Origin of the sequence: Selenomonas sp. CM52 (genome assembly GCF_000292955.1) — a bacterium.
In the GTDB taxonomy this organism is placed as follows: domain Bacteria; phylum Bacillota; class Negativicutes; order Selenomonadales; family Selenomonadaceae; genus Selenomonas.
In genome coordinates, this window is record NZ_ALNM01000012.1 from 168,317 (window position 1) to 185,977 (window position 17,661).

The following is a 17,661-nucleotide window of genomic DNA, read 5'->3' on the forward strand; positions in this document are numbered from 1 at the left end:
GGGGGATAAATATGGCCAAAGAAACGACACTCGCCACGATCGACCATCTGATCGAGCGCTATCCTGTGCTCGCTCCCATGGAAGAGCCGCTGAAAGCCGCTGTCGAAACGATTATCAACTGCTACAGAAAAGGCGGCAAACTGCTCATCTGCGGCAACGGCGGCAGCGCAGCCGACGCCGAGCACATCACGGGAGAGCTGATGAAGGGCTTCCTGCTGCCGCGCCACCTGGGCGAGGAAAAGAGGCAGAAGCTCATGGACGCCTGCCCCGAAGATGCGGCGTACCTCATCGAGAACCTGCAGGAAGCCCTGCCCGCTCTTTCCCTCGTCAACCAAATTGCCCTCGGCACGGCGTTTGCCAACGATCAGGCGCCCGATCTCGTCTTCGCCCAGCAGGTATTCGGTCTTGGCAGGGAGGGCGACGTCCTTCTCGCCATCAGCACGTCGGGCAATTCGCAGAATGTTCTCTATGCCGCACAGGTCGCACGCGCTTTCGGCATCTCCGTCATCTCTCTGACGGGCATGGGCGGCGGCAAACTGCGTGCTCTGACCGACATTCTCCTCGCCGTTCCCGACAAAGAAACGTACCGCATACAGGAACTTCATCTGCCGATTTATCATGCTCTTTGCATAGCGGCCGAAGAAGAATTTTTTGGTACGAATGATAAATGACAGAATAAAAAACGCAAATTATTCAAAAAATATGGTATAATATACCCTGAAGAAAATGGAATGCACCATGGGGGGATTGCCATGATTGCGGAAAAACAATGGATGAAATTGCAGAACGGCAGCGACGTGCGCGGCGTTGCCGTATCCGGCGTCGCCGACGAGCCCGTCAATCTGACGGAAGAGGCCGCAGGCCGCATCGCGAACGGCTTCGTAGATTTCCTTGAAGAGAAGATCGGCAGGAAAGCGCAGGAAATGACGATCGCCGTCGGACACGACTCGCGCATTTCCGCTCCCTGCCTGAAGCGTGCCATACTCGCCGCTCTTCTTTCCCGCGGCGTCCGAGCGCTCGACTGCGGCCTTTCTTCCACGCCCGCGATGTTCATGTCCATCCTCTTCGATGAGACAAGGGCCGACGGCTCCATCATGATCACGGCGAGCCATCTGCCCTACAACCGAAACGGCATGAAGTTCTTCACAAAAAATGGCGGACTCGAAGCGAGCGACATCAAGCAGGTTCTTTCCTACGCCTCGAAGAATCCCTTGGTTCAAGGAGACGAAAAAGAAGCTGAGAAGTTTGACCTCATCTCCGTTTATGCCGCTCATCTGCAGAAGAAGATTCGCGAGGGGCTTTCCGCTGCGCCCGAGGAGAAGCCTCTTGCCGGAATGCGCATCGCAGTCGACGCCGGCAACGGCAGCGGCGGCTTCTTTGCCACGAAGGTGCTCGCCCCGCTGGGAGCAGACACTACGGGCAGCCGCTACTTAGAGCCGGACGGCATGTTCCCGAACCATATTCCGAACCCCGAGAACCGCGAAGCGATGGCCGCCATTAAGGAAGCCGTCCTCGAAAACCATGCCGATCTCGGCCTGATCTTTGATACCGATGTCGACCGCATGAGCGCCGTCCTGCCCACGGGCGAAGAAATCAACCGCAATGCGCTCATCGCCATGATGGCGGCCATCCTAGCGCCCGACTATCCGAAGTCGACGATCGTCACGGACTCGATCACTTCCGACGAGCTGACCGACTTTTTGGAAAACGAGCTTCACCTCCATCACCATCGCTTCAAGCGCGGCTACAAGAACGTCATCAACGAATGTATGCGCCTCAACGAAGAAGGAACGGTATCACCGCTTGCCATCGAGACCTCGGGGCATGGCGCACTTTCCGAGAACTACTATCTCGACGACGGCGCGTACCTCGCCGTGAAACTCCTCATCGCAGCAGCCAAAGCGAAGAGAGATGGGCGCACGCTTCACTCGCTCATTGAAAAGCTCGCGCACCCGTTGGAAGCGCGCGAATATCGCTTGAAGATCGTAGGAGTCGAAGATGCCCGCAGCTATGCGGCGGATGTGCTTGAGGCCGTCACACAACGTGCCAAGGAGAACGGCATCAAGATGGCCGAACCATCCTACGAAGGCGTGCGTCTCGTATTCCCCAACGGCTGGGCGCTCCTGCGCATGTCGCTGCACGACCCGAACATGCCGCTGAACATCGAGAGCCGAAAAAAGGGTGGCGTTCGCGTCATCGCCGAAAAGGTCAGAAGCTTGCTTGACGGCTTTGATTCGCTTGATTGCAGTGCATTTCAAAGATGATCGATACGAACCATATCGGCTTTGCAATATAGGATGACAAAAGAGAAAGGCGGTACATCGATGAAAAAGCTCATCAACAAGGTGGACGATGTCGAGCGCGAGATGATCGAAGGCCTCGCCAAGGCAGCACCGAAAAAGCTCCGGAAGCTAGACGAAGGAAACATCATCGTACGCACACCGAAAAAGGAAGGCAAGGTCGCGCTCGTCTCCGGCGGCGGCAGCGGTCATGAGCCGGCGCATGGCGGCTACGTCGGCAGCGGCATGCTCGACTGCGCCGTGGCAGGATCCGTATTCACCTCGCCGACGCCCGATCAGATTTATGAGGGAATCAAGGCCATCGCCACCGAGGCGGGAGTCCTCGCGATCGTCAAGAATTATACGGGCGATGTTCTGAACTTCGAAATGGCGATTGACATGGCGAAGGATGAAGGTGTCAACGCCGACTACGTCATCGTCAACGACGATGTCGCCGTCAAGGACAGCCTCTATACGACAGGCAGGCGCGGCGTCGCCGGGACGATCTTTGTCCATAAGATCGCAGGGGCTCGTGCCGAAGAGGGCGCCTCCCTCACCGAAGTCAAAGCGTGTGCCGAAAATGTCATCAAGAACGTCCGCTCGATGGGCATGGCGATCGCCCCGTGCACCGTTCCCGCTGCCGGAAAGCACGGCTTTACGCTCGCAGAAGACGAAGTTGAGATCGGCATCGGCATCCATGGTGAGCCGGGCACGAGCCGTGAGAAGATGCTCTCGGCCAACGAAGCGGCGAAAAGACTCCTTGATCCCATCCTTGCCGACCTTGACTACTCCGGCAAGGAGGTCGTCGTCCTCGTCAACGGCATGGGTGCAACCCCCTTGATGGAACTTTACATCATCAACAACTTCGTGCAGGATTACTTGAAGGAAAAGGGCGTCAAGATATACGACACGATGGTCGGCAACTATATGACAGCCATTGAGATGGCGGGATTCTCCCTGACGCTCCTGCGTCTTGACGAGGACATGAAGCGCCTCTACGACGCCAAAGCCGATACGCTTGCCTGGAAAAAATAAACTGGAAACAACTCTTTGAAACGGAACAAAGAATGAAGGGGCAATGTATGGATACGAAAAAGCTGCTGGAAATCATGAAAGCGATCTCCGAAAAAATCGAAGCGGAAAAGGATGTCCTGACCGAGCTCGACAGCGCCATCGGCGATGGAGATCATGGCATCAATATGGCGCGCGGCGCAAAAACCGTGATGGAAAAACTTCCTTCGCTCATCGGAAAGGACAGCGGCGCCATATTCAAGGGCATCGGCATGGCCATCGTATCGAGTGTCGGCGGAGCTTCAGGCCCCCTCTACGGCACGGCTTTCATGAAGGCGGGCGATGCGCTCAAGGGAAAGATGGATCTTTCCGCCGAAGACTTTCTCACAGCATTTTCCGCCTCCGTCGCGGGCATAAAGATGCGCGGTAAATCGACCATCGGGGAGAAGACCATGCTCGACGCCCTTTGCCCTGCCGAACGTGCCATGCGTGAAGCCATAGAAGCGAAGAAGACACTCAAGGAAGCCTTGGAAGCCGCCGCCGTCGCCGCCGAAAAGGGCGCGGAGCGCACGAAGGATCTCGTCGCCACCAAGGGACGCGCGAGTTACCTCGGCGAGCGCAGTCTCGGCCACAGAGATCCGGGCGCTGTATCTTCCTCCTTCATGCTGCGTGCTATGGCAGACGCCATGTAAGGGGGCGAGCATCATGTTCAGCATCGTCGTTGTTTCCCACAGCAAAAAACTTGCGGAAGGCGTCGCCGAAGTCGCCAAAATGATGGCACGCGATGTAACGATCGTCGCCGCCGGCGGCACGGAGGACGGCAGCCTCGGCACAAGCTATGAGAAGATCGCCGCCGCCATCGACAAGTCCTATACGGACGACGGCGTCGCCCTCTTCATGGATATGGGAAGCGCCGTCATGACGGCGGAAATGGTTCTCGAATCCATGTCAGACCGCCGTCTGAAGCTCATCGACGCCCCACTCGTCGAGGGCGTCGTCCTCGCCGCCGTCGAAGCTGCTTCAGGAACCGCGCTCGAAAACTTGGCGGGAAAGATGCAGCAGGCGAGAGATATGCACAAGATCGAGATATAGGGAAGAGTTATCCAGCAAATAGGGCTGTGCCGACGTCGTGGGGATGTCGGCACAGCCCTATTTCAGTCCTCTTCCAATAACCAGCGCAGGACATTCCTCTTCTTTATGCCGTCGTAATCCGCCGTCGCATTCACTTCGTCCAAGGTCAGAAGATATTTGGGGTAATTATCCTTGATCGAGCGCAAGGATTTCAGCTCACGTTCCAAGACCTCCGGCTGCTGGGTCGATTCTGCCACTTGGATGTAGACATGACCTTTTTCATTCTGCGCTACGAAGTCGACTTCGCCGCTCGGCAGAGCACCGACGTAGACGCGATAACCACGCCGCAGAAGCTCCAAATAGACGATATTTTCCAGTACATGCCCCGTATCCTGCCCCTTCCTGCCGATGAGGAAAAAGCGCATGGCAACGTCGACCACATAGTATTTTGAATTGATGCGCAGCACTTCCTTGCCGACAAGGTTAAAGCGATCAGCTTGATAGACGAGAAGTCCGTCCTGCAAGCCCTGCAAGTATCGCTCCACCGTCTTGGCGTCGATCTTTCTTCCCGCACTCGTCATAGAATCCGCTATCTTCTTGGGAGAAAGCAGGCTTCCTACATGAAGGAAGAGATACTTCGTAACGCTTTCGAGCATCTTGGCGTCAGCAATGCGCAGACGCGCCACGATATCTTTCAAAAGAATCGTGCTGTATATGCCTTGCATGTACTCGTTGATATCCTTCTCTCGTCCGTCAAGCTGCATGGCATAGGGAAAGGAACTTTCTCTCGTATACTTTTCGTACAGCTCCCGCAGACTGAACCTTTCTTGCAGCATCTCGCGGCTGCAGAATTCACGAAAGGACAAAGGAAGCATACGAAGTTCCACATAGCGGCCGGAAAGCAAGGTTGCCAGATCGCTCGACATGAAATAAGCGTTCGATCCCGTGATATAGATATCCACTTTTTCCTTGATGAAGAGACTGTCCACGGCCTTTTCAAACTGCGGCACATGTTGTATCTCATCGAGAAAGACGTAATTCCACTTTCCCGGCACGAGCCTTTCGCATACATAGCGGTACAGAGCATGATACTCTTGCAGGTCTTCAAATTCCAGATTCTCGAAGTTGATGACATGAATCTGCTCTTCTGTCACGCCGTCTTGCAGCAAATGATGCTGGTAGAGGGAAAACAACGTGGATTTACCGCAGCGGCGCACACCCGATACCACCTTGATGATCGGACGCTCACGATTGCGCTGCAGGAAATCCATATAAGATGCACGCTCGATCAGTTTCATGATATTCTCCTTGTGATAATAAAAAACGGAATCTATTCCTTCTTTATCATTATATCATAATTTCAGAGGAATAGATTCCGTTTTTTCTCTATACACTCTTAAATATCGAGATTTCTCACGTGCTTGGCGTGCTCTTCGATAAACTGGCGGCGCGGCTCCACCTTGTCGCCCATGAGGATCGTGAAAAGCTCGTCGGCTTCTTCAGCGTCCTCCATGCGCACTTGGAGCATCGTCCTGCCTTCGGGATCCATCGTCGTTTCCCAAAGTTGCTCGGGATTCATCTCGCCGAGGCCCTTGTAGCGCTGCACGGTCGCGTTGTCCCTGCCGACTTCGTTGAGCTTCTGCGCCAGCTCGTCGTCGCTGTAGGTGTACCAGTGCTTCTTGCCCTTGCGAATCTGGTAGAGCGGCGGCTGCGCGATGTAGACGTGGCCGCGCTCAATGAGCGGCTTCATGTAGCGGTAGAAGAAGGTCAGGAGGAGCGTGCGGATATGCGATCCGTCGACGTCGGCATCGGTCATGATGATGATCTTGCCGTAGCGACGTTTCGCGATGTCAAAGTCGTCGCTGATGCCCGTGCCAAAGGCCGTGATCATCGTGCGGATCTCGGCATTGGCGAAGATCTTATCAAGACGCGCCTTCTCGACGTTCAGGATCTTGCCGCGCAAGGGCAGGATTGCCTGGAAGCGGCGGTCACGTCCCTGCTTCGCCGAGCCGCCGGCGCTGTCGCCCTCGACGAGGTAGATTTCCGCCTGCTCGGGATCTTTGATCGAGCAGTCCGCGAGCTTTCCGGGCAGGCTCGACACTTCGAGCGCATTCTTGCGCCTTGTCAGCTCACGCGCCTTTCGCGCGGCTTCCCTCGCGCGAGATGCCATGATCGCCTTCTCGATGACCTTCTTCGTGATGGCGGGATTTTCCTCGAAATACTCGGTCAGTCCCTCGGTCACGATGGAATCGACAATGCCGCGCACCTCGGAATTGCCGAGCTTCGTCTTCGTCTGCCCCTCAAACTGCGGCTCATGTATCTTGAGACTGATGACGCAGGTCAAGCCTTCTCTGACGTCCTCACCCGAGAGATTGCCGTCCTTGTCCTTCAATATCCCCTGCTTTCGCGCGAAGTCGTTCGCCGCCCGCGTCAGAGCGATCTTGAAGCCCGCGAGATGTGTGCCGCCTTCCTCAGTGTTGATATTGTTGACAAAGCTGTAGATATTCTCCATGTAGCTGTCGTTGTACTGCATGGCGATTTCCACAACGGTATCATCCTTGATACCATTGAAGTAGATCGGCGTCGGATGAATGACTTCCTTCTTGCGGTTCAGATGCTCAACGAAGGAGCGAATGCCGCCCTCATAGAAGTACGACTCCTCGCGCCCCTCGCCGCGCTTGTCCATGAGACGGATCGTGATGCCCTGATTCAGAAAAGCCAGCTCGCGCAGACGATGCTTCAAGGTGTCAAAACTGTACTGCGTCACCGTGAAGATCTCAGGGTCGGGGACGAAGTGAACCTTCGTTCCCGTCTTTTCCGTCTCGCCGATGACCGTCAAAGGAGCGGCTGTCACGCCCTGCTCGAAACGTATGCTGTGGATCTTGCCGTCGCGCTTGACTTCGACGTCCATCGACGTGGAGAGCGCATTGACGACAGAGACGCCGACACCGTGCAGGCCGCCCGACACCTTGTATCCTTCGCCGCCGAACTTGCCGCCCGCGTGCAGGACGGTCAGGACGACCTCGACCGCAGGCTTGCCGCTCTCGTGCATGTCAACGGGGATGCCTCGCCCATTGTCGACAACGGTGATGCTGTTGTCCTTTTCAATCGTCACGTCAATATGGTCGCAATAGCCGGCCAGAGCCTCATCGATCGAGTTGTCGACTACCTCGTAGACGAGATGATGCAGGCCGCGCTCCGACGTGCTGCCGATGTACATGCCCGGGCGCTTTCTTACGGCTTCCAGGCCTTCCAAAATCTGAATCTGATTGGCGCCGTAGTCGCCGTCAACCGCCGTGACGTCAGCGCTGTCCATATCCTTGTGGATTTCGACGTTTTCCAAATCAAGGTCATCGTCGCGCACTTCCTCGGCAAACTTCGCCGCTTGCTCTTCGCGCAGCTTCTCCTCGGCCGCATCCTGCTCGGCGCGGTCGAGTGCTTTTTGGAGCGCATCCTTCTCTTTTTCCATCTCTATATTGTCCCTCCATCATTCCTCAAAACATCTATGCCTGCACTGCAAAATCATGCAGGTTCACTCCATAAGCGGGTGATTGTATACGCCTTTTCAAGGACTGCGCGGAAATCACCGAGAAATAAAGCCCTTCATCCGTAACGATGACGGAACGCGGCTCTTTTCTCATCGCGGCACTCTTCGCAATATCCTTCTTCCAGAGAGAATTCCCGGACGCCTCTCGATATATCTCTATATCAAGAATCGCCAATATGCTGGAAACGGCAACCAAGCTGTCATCGCCTAGGTGCAGATACATGGAATCCCTCCCCGCTCTTCGCTCCCCTTTTTGCCGTCTTTTTCATGACCTCCGAACGCTTTGGGAAGGGACGGAACACCGTTCCTTCTGCCATCTCGCGGCGAAGATCGTAAAGCGTGCGGCGCACGATGTCTTCCGTGAGCTGCTCCGGCCGCAGCGAGCGGTAGAGCATGACGAGCGTCTTCGCCTCCAGACTCTCCCAATCGCCGAATTCGATGCGGCGGGCGAGCTCCTGCACGAGACGCGTACGCTCGGAAGCGACCATGGCGGGCGTGCAGCGAAGATGATCTTTGATATCTGCATAGCGCGCCCACGGAAGATCGAGCAAATGGCGGCGGATCGAGCGTCGTCTTTCGCGCCGCTCCCTGCAGGTGCAGGAAGGGCACATCCCTTCGCCGGAAAACAGCTTGCCGCATTGAGGACAAGGCTTCTCACCGAGCACACGCAGCGCTTTCTCACGCTTCTTTCGCCTCAGAGAAATATGACGAAGTTTCCTTCGCAGACGTTCCTCGCCGACGAGAGAAACGCTTTTTTCGCACGCTTCCTGCTCCTCCTCGGTCAATGTCATCTCCCGCAGAGCCTTTCGGTATGCTTCCTGCTCGTCGGCTTCTTCTGCCTGCACACGCCCCGAAGCCTGAAAGAGGGCGACGTCGTCTTTTTTCCATGAAAAGGCGAGTTCCTTCACCATCTCGAAACCTGCGAAGGTATTGAAGCGCGCGAGTATCGTCATCTGCATGAGCGTGATCTCGTTGCGCCAGGCGGGCACAGAGGCATGGAGCAAGAGCTTTTCGCCTTCTATGCCAATCGGCTGGACGTGCGCGGCGATGCCTTCACCGACGATTTCCGGCCAACGCGCGAGGACGAAGCGCTCCTGATAGGTGCGCTCGATCTTCTTGCCCAGCGCATGGATGCTTTTTGGTATCACCTGATTGATTTTTTCCATGCCGGGATTGCGGCGATAGGAGCGTTTCATGGTCTGCCTTTCCCAAAAGTAAGGATTTTTTCTGATACCATATGGAAATATATTCTATACAATATCAAAAAAATATCTTTCCTGCTCGCACATGGAAGATATTTCCCATAAATTTTTCCGGCAGATATGCGGCATCCGTCGCCGTGAGCAAGGTCTGTATATGCTCTCTGCCGATGAAGCCCAGGAGTTTCTCCCTGCGCGTGCCATCCAGCTCGCTCATGACGTCATCGAGCAGAAGCACTGGATATTCTCCCGTCTCTGAGCGAAGAAACTCCAATTCGGAAAGCTTCAGGGCGAGGACGCCCGTGCGCTGCTGCCCCTGTGAACCGAAAGAGCGAAGGTTGACGCCGTTCACTTCAAGCCGGATATCATCCCTCTGCGGGCCGACGCTCGTCGAGCCGCGCAGGACGTCAAGATCCAAGGACTCCTCCAACTTCTTATTATACCATGGAACAAGCTCCTCTGTCACGCAAGGCGGCTCTTCCTCTGCACCGCAAAGCTCATACGAAAGGGAAAGATTCTCTTTCCCTGCAGAAATACGCCTTTGCATGAGGTTTGCCAGCATGTTGAGCTTTTTGACGGCGAGAAAACGCTTCTCGACGATATGCGCGGCACTTTTGGCAAGCTGCTCATCCCAGAGGGAAAGCATTTCCTTTCCCGCACGGCGCTCCCGAATCTTCTTCAACAGGCTGTTCCTTTGCGTGAGAATCCGCGTATACTGCATCAGTTCATGGCCGTAGGCGGGGCTTGCCTGGGAGATTTCCCCGTCGAGGAAGCGTCTTCTCTCAGCGGGCGCCCCCTTGATCAGAAAGAGATCCTCGGGGGAGAAGAGGACGGCATTGAATACGCCGAAAAGCTCCTTCGTTTTGATCGGCTCGCCATTCTTGCGGATGGAACGGCGTCTGCCGCGTTGAAATTGAAATTCCAGCGTATTTTCCACGTCAAGACGCTCAAAAAGAAGCTCAATTTTCGCTGCAGGAGCATCCCAAGCGATGAGATCGGCATCTGCATTCGTTCGATGCGAACGACCGATCGCCGCATAGTAAAGAGCCTCCGCAATATTCGTCTTTCCCTGCGCGTTTTCGCCAAGAAAGACGTTGATATTGGGAGACAGACTGAGGTCAAGCTCTTCATAGTTGCGAAAACATTTCAGACGGAGGCTCTTTGCTTTCATCACACATCAATTCTGCGTGCGCACAGGCGTAACGATATAAACGAAAGTGGGATTGTCCTCCTCGCGCACAGCTGCCGCCTGCAGGCTTTGATTCAAGAGAAAACGAAAGTTTTTGCTATTGATGTTCTTCAAAACGTCAGTGACATATTTCGCATTGAAGGCGATATTGACATCAGGGCCATCGATGGAAGCAGCGACGATTTCATCGGCCTTTCCTATATCAGGGCTGTTCGACGAGATATGAACTTGATTTCCGCCAAATTCCAGGCGAATGATATTGTAGTCGGCGGAGCGCGAGATCAAGGATACGCGGTCGACAGCGGCAAGGAAGTCTTCCGTGTCGAGCGTTACCGTCGTAGCGAAGTTTTTCGGTATGACGCTGTCATAATTTGGGAATTGCCCTTCGATCAGACGGGACATCAATACGACGTTCTCGAACTGGAAGCTCGCTTGGTTCGACGAGCAGCAGACGTCAACCTCGATGGGCATGTCGGAATTCAAGGCGCGCAAAAGCTCATTGAGTATTTTTGCGGGAATGATGATATGAAGATCGCCCGAAAGGTTTGCAATCACCTCTTTTTTTACAGAGAGACGATGCGTGTTCGTCGCCGCCATCTTCAGAGTTTCTCCGTTGATTTCCATCTGGCAGCCGGTAAAGACAGGACGCGCTTCATCTGTCGAGCAGGCGAAGACCGTCTTCTTGATGATATCTCGAAGCACGTTGTCCTGAATTTTGAAACGGATGCCGTCTTCCAGACGCTTTACCGTCGGAAAGTCATTGGCCGGCATGGAAAGAAGTGTGAAGTTGGAAGCAGCCGATTGGATCTTGCTGATGTTTTCGTCGATTTCTTGGGAGATTGTGACGGTTTCTCCAGGCAGGCGTCGAATGACCTCCTGCATGTAGCGTCCCGATAGGACAAGTTTTCCCTCCTGTTCCACTTCGGAAGGGATGATGCTGATGATGCCCATTTCATTGTCTGTGGCATGAAGTTCCACTTGATTGTTTGTGGCCTCCATATATATGCCTGAGAGAATCGGTGTCTGAGGTTTGTTGGCAATGGCTTTGGAAACGAGTTGAATCGCTTGAGCGAGTTCATTCTTATGGCAGGTGAATTTCATGGGGTTCTCCTTTTTGATGAGTCGTTTTTGTGGGATGCACCTTATTGACTTATAGTACAAGAATATAGAAAAGCATAGCCGTAATAGTAGTAGGGGCTGTGGAAATGTGGAAAAGGCTTCTGCTGCTTTTGATACCAATGGAGAAGCCTTGTGGGAAAGATGTTGATAAGGCGTACTGGAATATCCACATTTCCACAGGGGAAAACGAAGATGGAAATTGTGCACATATTGGACACAGGATTTCACGGTGCTTTTCCACAGGGTTATGCACGGACGTGACAGAGAATGGTTCAGAGGCTTTCGATGCGTTGCATTAGCTGCTCGATCGTGCGGTCAAGTTTGCTGTCCTCTTTTCGTTCTTTGCCGATTTTTTCGCAGGCATGTATGACCGTCGTGTGGTCGCGCCCGCCGAAGGAATTGCCAATTTGCGGCAGGGAGTTTCCCGTCAGCTCGCGGCACAGGTACATGGCAATCTGGCGCGGCATGGCGAGGTTTCTCGTCCGCTTCTTGCCGTGCAGGTCATCGAGACGCAGCTTGAAGTAGGAAGCGACGACTTCCTGGATGAGTTCCATGGTCACTTCGCGCGTCTTTTCCTCTGGGAAGATATTGGCGAGAGCCTCGTTGACAAGGGACGTCGTGACGGGTTGCTGTGTCAGTGAGGCGTAGGCGACGACCCTCGTCAATGCGCCTTCCAGCTCGCGGATGTTGTTGTCGATGCGGTTGGCGATGGAGAACATCACGTCGTTCGGCACGTCGAGGTGCTCAAGTGCGGCTTTCTTTCGGAGAATCGCTATGCGCGTTTCGAGATCGGGCGCCTGAATGTCCGTGATGAGACCCCATTCAAAGCGTGAGCGCAGACGATCTTCAAGCGTTTGAATCTCGCGCGGATGACGGTCACTCGACAGGATGATGTGTTTGTTGGCGTCGTGCAGCGTGTTGAACGTATGGAAGAATTCTTCCTGCGTGTGCTCCTTCTTCGAGAGGAATTGGATGTCGTCGACGAGCAGAACGTCGATATTGCGGTATTTTTGGCGGAAGGATTCGGGATTGCCGTCTCGGATGGAGTTGATGAGTTCATTCGTGAACTTTTCGCTCGAAATGTAGAGGACGCGCATCTGGGGAAATTTTTCGAGGATCTTGTGTCCGATGGCGTGCATGAGATGTGTCTTGCCGAGTCCTACGCCGCCGTACATGAAGAAGGGGTTGTATACTCTGCCCGGCGATTCGGCGACGGCGAGCGCAGCCGCATGGGCGAAGCGGTTGGAATTGCCCGTGACGAAGGTGTCGAAGGTGTAGTGCGAGTTCAAGGACGAGGCGTCGCCGGGAGCAATCATGCCCGGCGTTTCATAGGCGCGGCTGCCGTCTTCTTTTTTTGGCTCTGTATTTTGTGACGAAACGGGAATTTTTTTTGTATCCTTGACTTCCTGCGGGGAAGAATTCGTGTCCGTTTCCGTCAGAAGCGTTTCCTGAACAGGAGGAGAATTTGGGGCAGGTTCGATGTTGAGGTTTTTGATTTCGATCTTGAGTTTTTTCTTTGCAATATCGAGTACGGCGTCTTCCAGAAAAGGAATGTAACGTTTTACAATCCATTCTCTGGCGAGCGATGTCGGTGCGCCGAGCACGAGAGTGGTGTCGGAAAGGGAAAGTGGCTTTACGGGGCGCAGCCAGTCGTTGAGAGCAAGTTCCGTCAATGAGCGCTGTTCGAGAACTTTCTGCAGGATTTGCTCCCAAATCGCCTGCAGTTCGAATTGTTCCATGGATCTGTCCTTTCTTGTCAACAAATTTCATGCACATGTGTATAATTTGCGTGCATTTTATCCACATTTTTATTCACATACTGTGGATAAAATGTAAAAAAAGAGGGACGGCGCACGCAGGGGAAATGGCAGGAACGACGTGCAATCAGGCGGAAAAAATATTTCCCTTTATATAATGAAGGAAATGGATAAAAACTCTTGTGGAAATATCTCCTCTGCCTGTGGATAATGTGCATATCTCTGTGTATAAATGGTCAATTGGCTATGAATATCTTAGCAGACTGCAAAAGAGTTATCAACAGGCAATTCGTTCCTAAAAAGAGGAAAGGCTCGTTTATCCACAAGAAGGACAGGAAAATGCACGGCTTCTCCGCGCAAACCATGGAAAATCCTTGACACTCGATTGTCTCTGGGCTATAATTTAGCGTAGTTAAAAGCGATAGTAGGGGCATTTTGTGCTCTTTTGCATTTTGACTGAATGAATCGCTCGATGTATCGACGATTTATAGAATTCTTTTGGGAGGTGGATCTGAATGAAGATGACGTATCAGCCGAATAACCATTGGCGCAAGAAGACGCATGGTTTCCGCGAGCGTATGAAGACGAAAGGCGGCCGTCTCGTCCTGAAGAGAAGGCGCGCAAAGGGCAGAAAGAAATTGTCTGCATAAGCACTCGCTAGGTCACTCCGGTGACCTTTTTTCATGAAATGACAAAGCATTTTGATTTTTAATGAAAGGGTTCTTGCATGTTGGGTCTGCCTAGAAGCCGCATCTTGAAAAAGAGGAAGGATTTTCAGGCTGTTTATTCCCGCGGAAAATCGTATTCAAACAGATTTCTCGTGCTTTATGTCTTTCGTTCGCATGGACTCCAAGGAAAAGTCGGTTTTGCCGCAGGCAAGAAGCTCGGCAATGCCGTGAAGCGCAATCGGGTCAAGAGATTGCTCCGCGAGTCTTATCGTCTGCATCAGGTTGAAATCGAGGAGGGTTTTTCCCTCCTGCTCGTGGGCAGGAAGGCGGCTCTCGACATCAAATGCCAGGACTTGGAAAAAGCTTTCCTCGCTTTGGGAAGGAAAGCCGGAATCATGGCAGGAGACAAAGAGGTTTCTAAAAGAGAGAGAAGGCGCGGCAGATGAAAGTCGTGATTCTGCTGCTCATTCGCTTTTATCGCGGCTTTCTTTCTCCTTTGAAGCCGCCTTCGTGCCGCTATATTCCGACATGCTCGGAGTATGCAATGATTGCTGTTGAAAAATATGGGGCGGCAAAGGGCAGTTTCCTTGCCATCAAGAGGATCCTGCGCTGCCATCCTTTTCATAAGGGTGGCTACGACCCTGTACCATAGGAAAATTAGGATGTGGTGATTTGGAGTTTTTATCGTCGCTGTTTCATCCCGTCATTGCGGTGATTCAGTTCATGTTGGAAAATCTGTATGCGTTTACAGGTCTTTTCGGTTTTGAAAATTATGGGATTGCCATCATTTTGCTGACGATCCTCATCAAGGTATGCCTCTATCCTCTGACGGTCAAGCAGGTTCGCTCGATGAAGGGCATGCAGGAACTGCAGCCGAAGATGAAGAAGCTGCAGGAAAAGTATAAGGACAATCCGCAGATGATGCAGCAGAAGATCGGCGAGCTGTATAAAGAAGCCGGCGTAAATCCTCTCGCGGGATGCCTGCCGCTCCTCATACAGATGCCGATTCTCATGGGCATGTTTTATGCGCTGCAGGGCTACGCGTATTCGGGGACGCCGTCCTTTCTGTGGCTCGCGTCGCTTTCCGAGCCCGATCCGCACTATATATTGCCGGTGCTTTCCGCACTTTCGACGTGGTTCGTGCAGAAACAGACTTCGACGGAAACGAATCAACAGATGAAGATCATGATGATCGTCATGCCGATCTTCATCGGCTGGATCAGCTTGAATTTCGCTTCGGGACTTGTTCTCTATTGGGTGACGATGAACCTCGTGCAGATCGTGCAGCAGTGGTGGATGTACCGAAACGAGGACGTCACGGGAAAGAAAGGAGTTGCCTGATATGGCGGATTTCGTGGAAAGAACCGGAAAGACGGTGGAAGAAGCGATTGAAGCTGCACTCTTCGCCCTGCGTCTCCCGAAAGATCGCTGCACGGTGGAGGTCATCGAGGAGCCGTCGAACGGCTTCTTTGGTCTGATTGGAAAGCGTGCGGCGAAAGTGCGCGTGACGGCGAAGGAAGAGCCTTTGCCGCAGCCGCAGGAAACTTTGCCGCAAAAAAAGCGGGAAGAAGTTCTTGAGGAGCGCCGTGAGGAACGGGAAGAAGAGCGTGCGGAGGAAAAGGAAGAGGCGCCTGTTTTGACGAAGGAGTCGTCCGAGGCCCCCGAAAGTGCGCCCGCCGTCTCTCATGATACGACGCCGGGCAGGCAGGAAACCATTGTGGATCGCGGTTTTTCCTACTCTCCTCCGAGGGAGAATCGTTCTTACTCTGAGCCGCGCCGCGAGCGGTTCTCTTCGGGCAGACGTTCCTACGCATCCGATTCAGTTGCCGGGCGCTTTCGTGAGGAGAAGGTTCGCAATTTCTTGAGTCCTGCAGATGCTGCAGTGCCGATCAAAAAGGCGGAGGATTTCCTGCAGCAGATTTTTCGAGCAATGGATCTTGAAGTCGCCATCGAGAGAAAGGATCGGCCTCATTCGATCGAGCTGAATCTCTCGGGGCACAATCTCGGCATACTCATCGGCAAGCACGGGCAGACGCTCGATGCTTTGCAGTATCTCGTCAATCTCGCGGCCAACCAGGGATTGACGGAGGAGCGCGTGCGCATCATCCTCGATATTGAAGATTACCGCGAGCGCCGCGAGGAGACGCTTTACCGTCTGGCAGCGCGCTTGGCGGAGCGCTGCTGCCGCACGAACCAGCGCGTCGTCTTGGAGCCGATGAACCGCCATGAGCGCAAGATCATTCACCTTGCACTGCAGGAGAATCATCGCGTTTTGACTTACAGCGCGGGCGATGAGCCTTTTCGCAAGGTCGTCATTGAGCCGAAGCATCGCGTTTCGCGTATGGACGGCTCTATGCGTGAAGAGGATTATTGATTGGATTGAAATCGGGCTGTTGCAGCGAGCGACAGCCTTTTTCTTTCCTTGCAGGGGGGAACGAATTGCAGCAGGCAGATACGATCAGCGCCATTGCGACAGCGGCCGGGGAAGGCGGCGTCGGCATCGTGCGTCTTTCCGGCGCCTCTGCCATAGAGACGGCTTCGCGCATGTTTTGCGCTGCAGGCGGCAGGAAGCTCGCCGACGCAGGAGCGCGGGATCTTCTCTACGGTACAGTCGTGCGAGAGGATGGACGCCTCGTCGATGAGGCTCTTTGCCTCGTCATGCGTGCGCCCCATTCTTATACGAAGGAAGACGTCGTGGAATTGCAATGCCACGGCGGATTTGTTTCCCTGCGCGAGGTTCTGGCATTGACGTATCGTCACGGAGCGCGGGCTGCGGAACGAGGCGAGTTCACAAAACGCGCCTTTTTGAACGGCAGGCTTGATCTGGCCGAGGCGCAGGCCGTCATGGACGTGGTGCAGGCGAAGACGGAAAAGGGGCTGGAAATGGCGGCGGGGCATCTGGCCGGTCATTTCTCGGAGCGCATACGCTCGATGCGAGAGGATATTTTGGCTCTCCTTGCCCATTTGGAAGCCGTCATTGATTTTCCCGAGGAGGGCGTCGATGAAATTGTCGTAGAGGAGGCGCGGGAAAAGGTGTCGGCTCTCCATGCATCGCTGCGCCGCATCGTGCAGACGGCGCATACGGGACGCATCCTGCGCGACGGCTTGGAAACGGCGATTGTCGGAAAACCGAATGTAGGCAAGTCGAGCCTCTTGAATGCCCTGCTGCGCGAAGATCGCGCCATCGTCACCGACGTTCCTGGAACGACGCGTGATACCATTGAGGAGTATGTCGATATTGGCGGCGTGCCTTTGCGGATCATCGACACGGCAGGCATACGGGCGACGGAGGATGCCGTCGAGCGCATCGGCGTGGAGAAGGCGCGTGCGCATGTGAAAAGCGCCGCGCTCGTGCTCGCTCTCTTTGACGGTTCTCGGCCTCTGGAGGTGGAGGATGAGGAGATTCTCGCCTTGCTTGAGGGAAAGGATGCGCTCATCATCGTGACGAAGAGCGATCTGCCGCGCGTTCTTGATACCGAACGGCTGCAAAACTTGGCACATCTTCCTCTGATTGAAATCACGACGAAGGAGGAGGAAGGGATTTCTCCTTTGGCGGCCGCTATTTTGGAAAAGGTTTATGACGGTGAGGAAAGGTTGGGGGAAGGCTCGTTCGTCGCCGACCTGCGCACGAAGAATCTTTTGGAAGCGGCGGCAGATCATCTTACCGCCGCGATTTCCACGATGGATCAGGGACTGGGGCTCGATTTCATCTCCATCGATCTGCGCTCTTCTTTGGAAAAACTCGGGGAGATCACGGGGGAAACGGTGGGAGATGACGTATTGGATGAAATATTTTCACGCTTCTGCGTCGGCAAGTGAGG

At 54.1% G+C, this 17,661-nt stretch carries 18 protein-coding genes; 11 read left to right on the forward strand and 7 right to left on the reverse strand.

What is annotated here, in order from left to right; all coding sequences use genetic code 11:
* Positions 1-11: 11 nt before the first annotated feature.
* The 5 genes from HMPREF1153_RS02675 to dhaM all read left to right on the forward strand — a co-directional run bounded on the left by HMPREF1153_RS02675 (position 12) and on the right by dhaM (position 4,382).
* Complete coding sequence (locus HMPREF1153_RS02675; protein ID WP_009645310.1) at positions 12-671, forward strand: D-sedoheptulose-7-phosphate isomerase; 660 nt, start codon at positions 12-14, stop codon at positions 669-671.
* A gap of 81 nt (positions 672-752) precedes the next feature.
* Positions 753-2,264, forward strand: a complete 1,512-nt coding sequence (locus HMPREF1153_RS02680) for a phosphoglucomutase (RefSeq protein ID WP_009645272.1) — start codon at positions 753-755, stop codon at positions 2,262-2,264.
* A gap of 60 nt (positions 2,265-2,324) precedes the next feature.
* A complete protein-coding gene (dhaK, locus tag HMPREF1153_RS02685) occupies positions 2,325-3,314 on the forward strand; it encodes a dihydroxyacetone kinase subunit DhaK (RefSeq protein WP_009645376.1) in 990 nt (329 codons plus the stop codon).
* A 47-nt stretch (positions 3,315-3,361) separates the two neighbouring features.
* Complete coding sequence (dhaL, locus tag HMPREF1153_RS02690; protein WP_009645315.1) at positions 3,362-3,982, forward strand: dihydroxyacetone kinase subunit DhaL; 621 nt, start codon at positions 3,362-3,364, stop codon at positions 3,980-3,982.
* 13 nt (positions 3,983-3,995) lie between these two features.
* Positions 3,996-4,382 carry a dihydroxyacetone kinase phosphoryl donor subunit DhaM gene (dhaM, locus tag HMPREF1153_RS02695; protein ID WP_009645381.1) on the forward strand — a complete coding sequence of 129 codons (387 nt, stop codon included), beginning with the start codon at positions 3,996-3,998 and terminating at the stop codon, positions 4,380-4,382.
* Between the two features lie 62 nt (positions 4,383-4,444).
* Here dhaM and HMPREF1153_RS02700 read toward each other — a convergent pair whose 3' ends face one another.
* The 7 genes from HMPREF1153_RS02700 to dnaA form a co-directional block, all read right to left on the reverse strand.
* Complete coding sequence (locus HMPREF1153_RS02700; protein WP_009645305.1) at positions 4,445-5,659, reverse strand: ATP-binding protein; 1,215 nt, start codon at positions 5,657-5,659, stop codon at positions 4,445-4,447.
* A 98-nt stretch (positions 5,660-5,757) separates the two neighbouring features.
* The gene (gene gyrB / locus HMPREF1153_RS02705) at positions 5,758-7,830 is read right to left on the reverse strand and encodes a DNA topoisomerase (ATP-hydrolyzing) subunit B (protein ID WP_009645347.1); all 2,073 of its coding nucleotides are present in this window, start codon (positions 7,828-7,830) and stop codon (positions 5,758-5,760) included.
* Between the two features lie 34 nt (positions 7,831-7,864).
* Positions 7,865-8,131, reverse strand: a complete 267-nt coding sequence (remB, locus tag HMPREF1153_RS02710) for an extracellular matrix regulator RemB (protein ID WP_009645271.1) — start codon at positions 8,129-8,131, stop codon at positions 7,865-7,867.
* Positions 8,109-9,104: a DUF721 domain-containing protein gene (locus HMPREF1153_RS02715; protein ID WP_009645369.1), complete on the reverse strand. Its 996-nt coding sequence runs from the start codon at positions 9,102-9,104 to the stop codon at positions 8,109-8,111. The genes remB and HMPREF1153_RS02715 overlap by 23 nt, the downstream gene beginning before the upstream one ends.
* A 64-nt stretch (positions 9,105-9,168) precedes the next feature.
* A complete protein-coding gene (gene recF / locus HMPREF1153_RS02720; RefSeq protein ID WP_009645413.1) occupies positions 9,169-10,278 on the reverse strand; it encodes a DNA replication/repair protein RecF in 1,110 nt (369 codons plus the stop codon).
* Positions 10,279-10,284: 6 nt separating this feature from the next.
* On the reverse strand, positions 10,285-11,397 hold the full coding sequence (dnaN, locus tag HMPREF1153_RS02725) for a DNA polymerase III subunit beta (RefSeq protein ID WP_009645285.1): 1,113 nt from the start codon (positions 11,395-11,397) through the stop codon (positions 10,285-10,287).
* 290 nt (positions 11,398-11,687) lie between these two features.
* Positions 11,688-13,154: a chromosomal replication initiator protein DnaA gene (gene dnaA, locus HMPREF1153_RS02730; protein WP_009645288.1), complete on the reverse strand. Its 1,467-nt coding sequence runs from the start codon at positions 13,152-13,154 to the stop codon at positions 11,688-11,690.
* Positions 13,155-13,687: 533 nt separating this feature from the next.
* Between dnaA and rpmH the strand changes: the two genes are divergently transcribed.
* From rpmH to mnmE, 6 genes are all read left to right on the forward strand, one after another.
* The gene (gene rpmH / locus HMPREF1153_RS02740) at positions 13,688-13,822 is read left to right on the forward strand and encodes a 50S ribosomal protein L34 (protein ID WP_006192627.1); all 135 of its coding nucleotides are present in this window, start codon (positions 13,688-13,690) and stop codon (positions 13,820-13,822) included.
* 77 nt (positions 13,823-13,899) lie between these two features.
* Positions 13,900-14,286, forward strand: coding sequence for a ribonuclease P protein component (gene rnpA, locus HMPREF1153_RS02745; RefSeq protein ID WP_009645415.1), 387 nt, complete (start codon positions 13,900-13,902; stop codon positions 14,284-14,286).
* Complete coding sequence (yidD, locus tag HMPREF1153_RS02750) at positions 14,283-14,492, forward strand: membrane protein insertion efficiency factor YidD (RefSeq protein ID WP_009645307.1); 210 nt, start codon at positions 14,283-14,285, stop codon at positions 14,490-14,492. Before rnpA ends, yidD begins: the two co-directional genes overlap by 4 nt.
* A gap of 20 nt (positions 14,493-14,512) precedes the next feature.
* Positions 14,513-15,181: a YidC/Oxa1 family membrane protein insertase gene (locus tag HMPREF1153_RS02755; RefSeq protein ID WP_009645370.1), complete on the forward strand. Its 669-nt coding sequence runs from the start codon at positions 14,513-14,515 to the stop codon at positions 15,179-15,181.
* Position 15,182: 1 nt separating this feature from the next.
* Positions 15,183-16,214 (forward strand): RNA-binding cell elongation regulator Jag/EloR, encoded by a 1,032-nt coding sequence (jag, locus tag HMPREF1153_RS02760; RefSeq protein WP_009645278.1) that lies wholly within the window; start codon positions 15,183-15,185, stop codon positions 16,212-16,214.
* A 65-nt stretch (positions 16,215-16,279) separates the two neighbouring features.
* Entirely contained in the window at positions 16,280-17,659 is a 1,380-nt protein-coding gene (mnmE, locus tag HMPREF1153_RS02765; protein ID WP_009645405.1) for a tRNA uridine-5-carboxymethylaminomethyl(34) synthesis GTPase MnmE, read from the forward strand.
* Positions 17,660-17,661 lie beyond the last annotated feature (2 nt).

Coding starts and splice junctions, on each gene's coding strand:
- HMPREF1153_RS02675 (WP_009645310.1), top strand. CDS start 12: ATGGCCAAAGAAACGACACTCGCCACGATCGACCATCTGATCGAGCGC.
- HMPREF1153_RS02680 (WP_009645272.1), top strand. CDS start 753: ATGATTGCGGAAAAACAATGGATGAAATTGCAGAACGGCAGCGACGTG.
- dhaK (WP_009645376.1), top strand. CDS start 2,325: ATGAAAAAGCTCATCAACAAGGTGGACGATGTCGAGCGCGAGATGATC.
- dhaL (WP_009645315.1), top strand. CDS start 3,362: ATGGATACGAAAAAGCTGCTGGAAATCATGAAAGCGATCTCCGAAAAA.
- dhaM (WP_009645381.1), top strand. CDS start 3,996: ATGTTCAGCATCGTCGTTGTTTCCCACAGCAAAAAACTTGCGGAAGGC.
- HMPREF1153_RS02700 (WP_009645305.1), bottom strand. CDS start 5,659: ATGAAACTGATCGAGCGTGCATCTTATATGGATTTCCTGCAGCGCAAT.
- gyrB (WP_009645347.1), bottom strand. CDS start 7,830: ATGGAAAAAGAGAAGGATGCGCTCCAAAAAGCACTCGACCGCGCCGAG.
- remB (WP_009645271.1), bottom strand. CDS start 8,131: ATGTATCTGCACCTAGGCGATGACAGCTTGGTTGCCGTTTCCAGCATA.
- HMPREF1153_RS02715 (WP_009645369.1), bottom strand. CDS start 9,104: ATGAAACGCTCCTATCGCCGCAATCCCGGCATGGAAAAAATCAATCAG.
- recF (WP_009645413.1), bottom strand. CDS start 10,278: ATGAAAGCAAAGAGCCTCCGTCTGAAATGTTTTCGCAACTATGAAGAG.
- dnaN (WP_009645285.1), bottom strand. CDS start 11,397: ATGAAATTCACCTGCCATAAGAATGAACTCGCTCAAGCGATTCAACTC.
- dnaA (WP_009645288.1), bottom strand. CDS start 13,154: ATGGAACAATTCGAACTGCAGGCGATTTGGGAGCAAATCCTGCAGAAA.
- rpmH (WP_006192627.1), top strand. CDS start 13,688: ATGAAGATGACGTATCAGCCGAATAACCATTGGCGCAAGAAGACGCAT.
- rnpA (WP_009645415.1), top strand. CDS start 13,900: ATGTTGGGTCTGCCTAGAAGCCGCATCTTGAAAAAGAGGAAGGATTTT.
- yidD (WP_009645307.1), top strand. CDS start 14,283: ATGAAAGTCGTGATTCTGCTGCTCATTCGCTTTTATCGCGGCTTTCTT.
- jag (WP_009645278.1), top strand. CDS start 15,183: ATGGCGGATTTCGTGGAAAGAACCGGAAAGACGGTGGAAGAAGCGATT.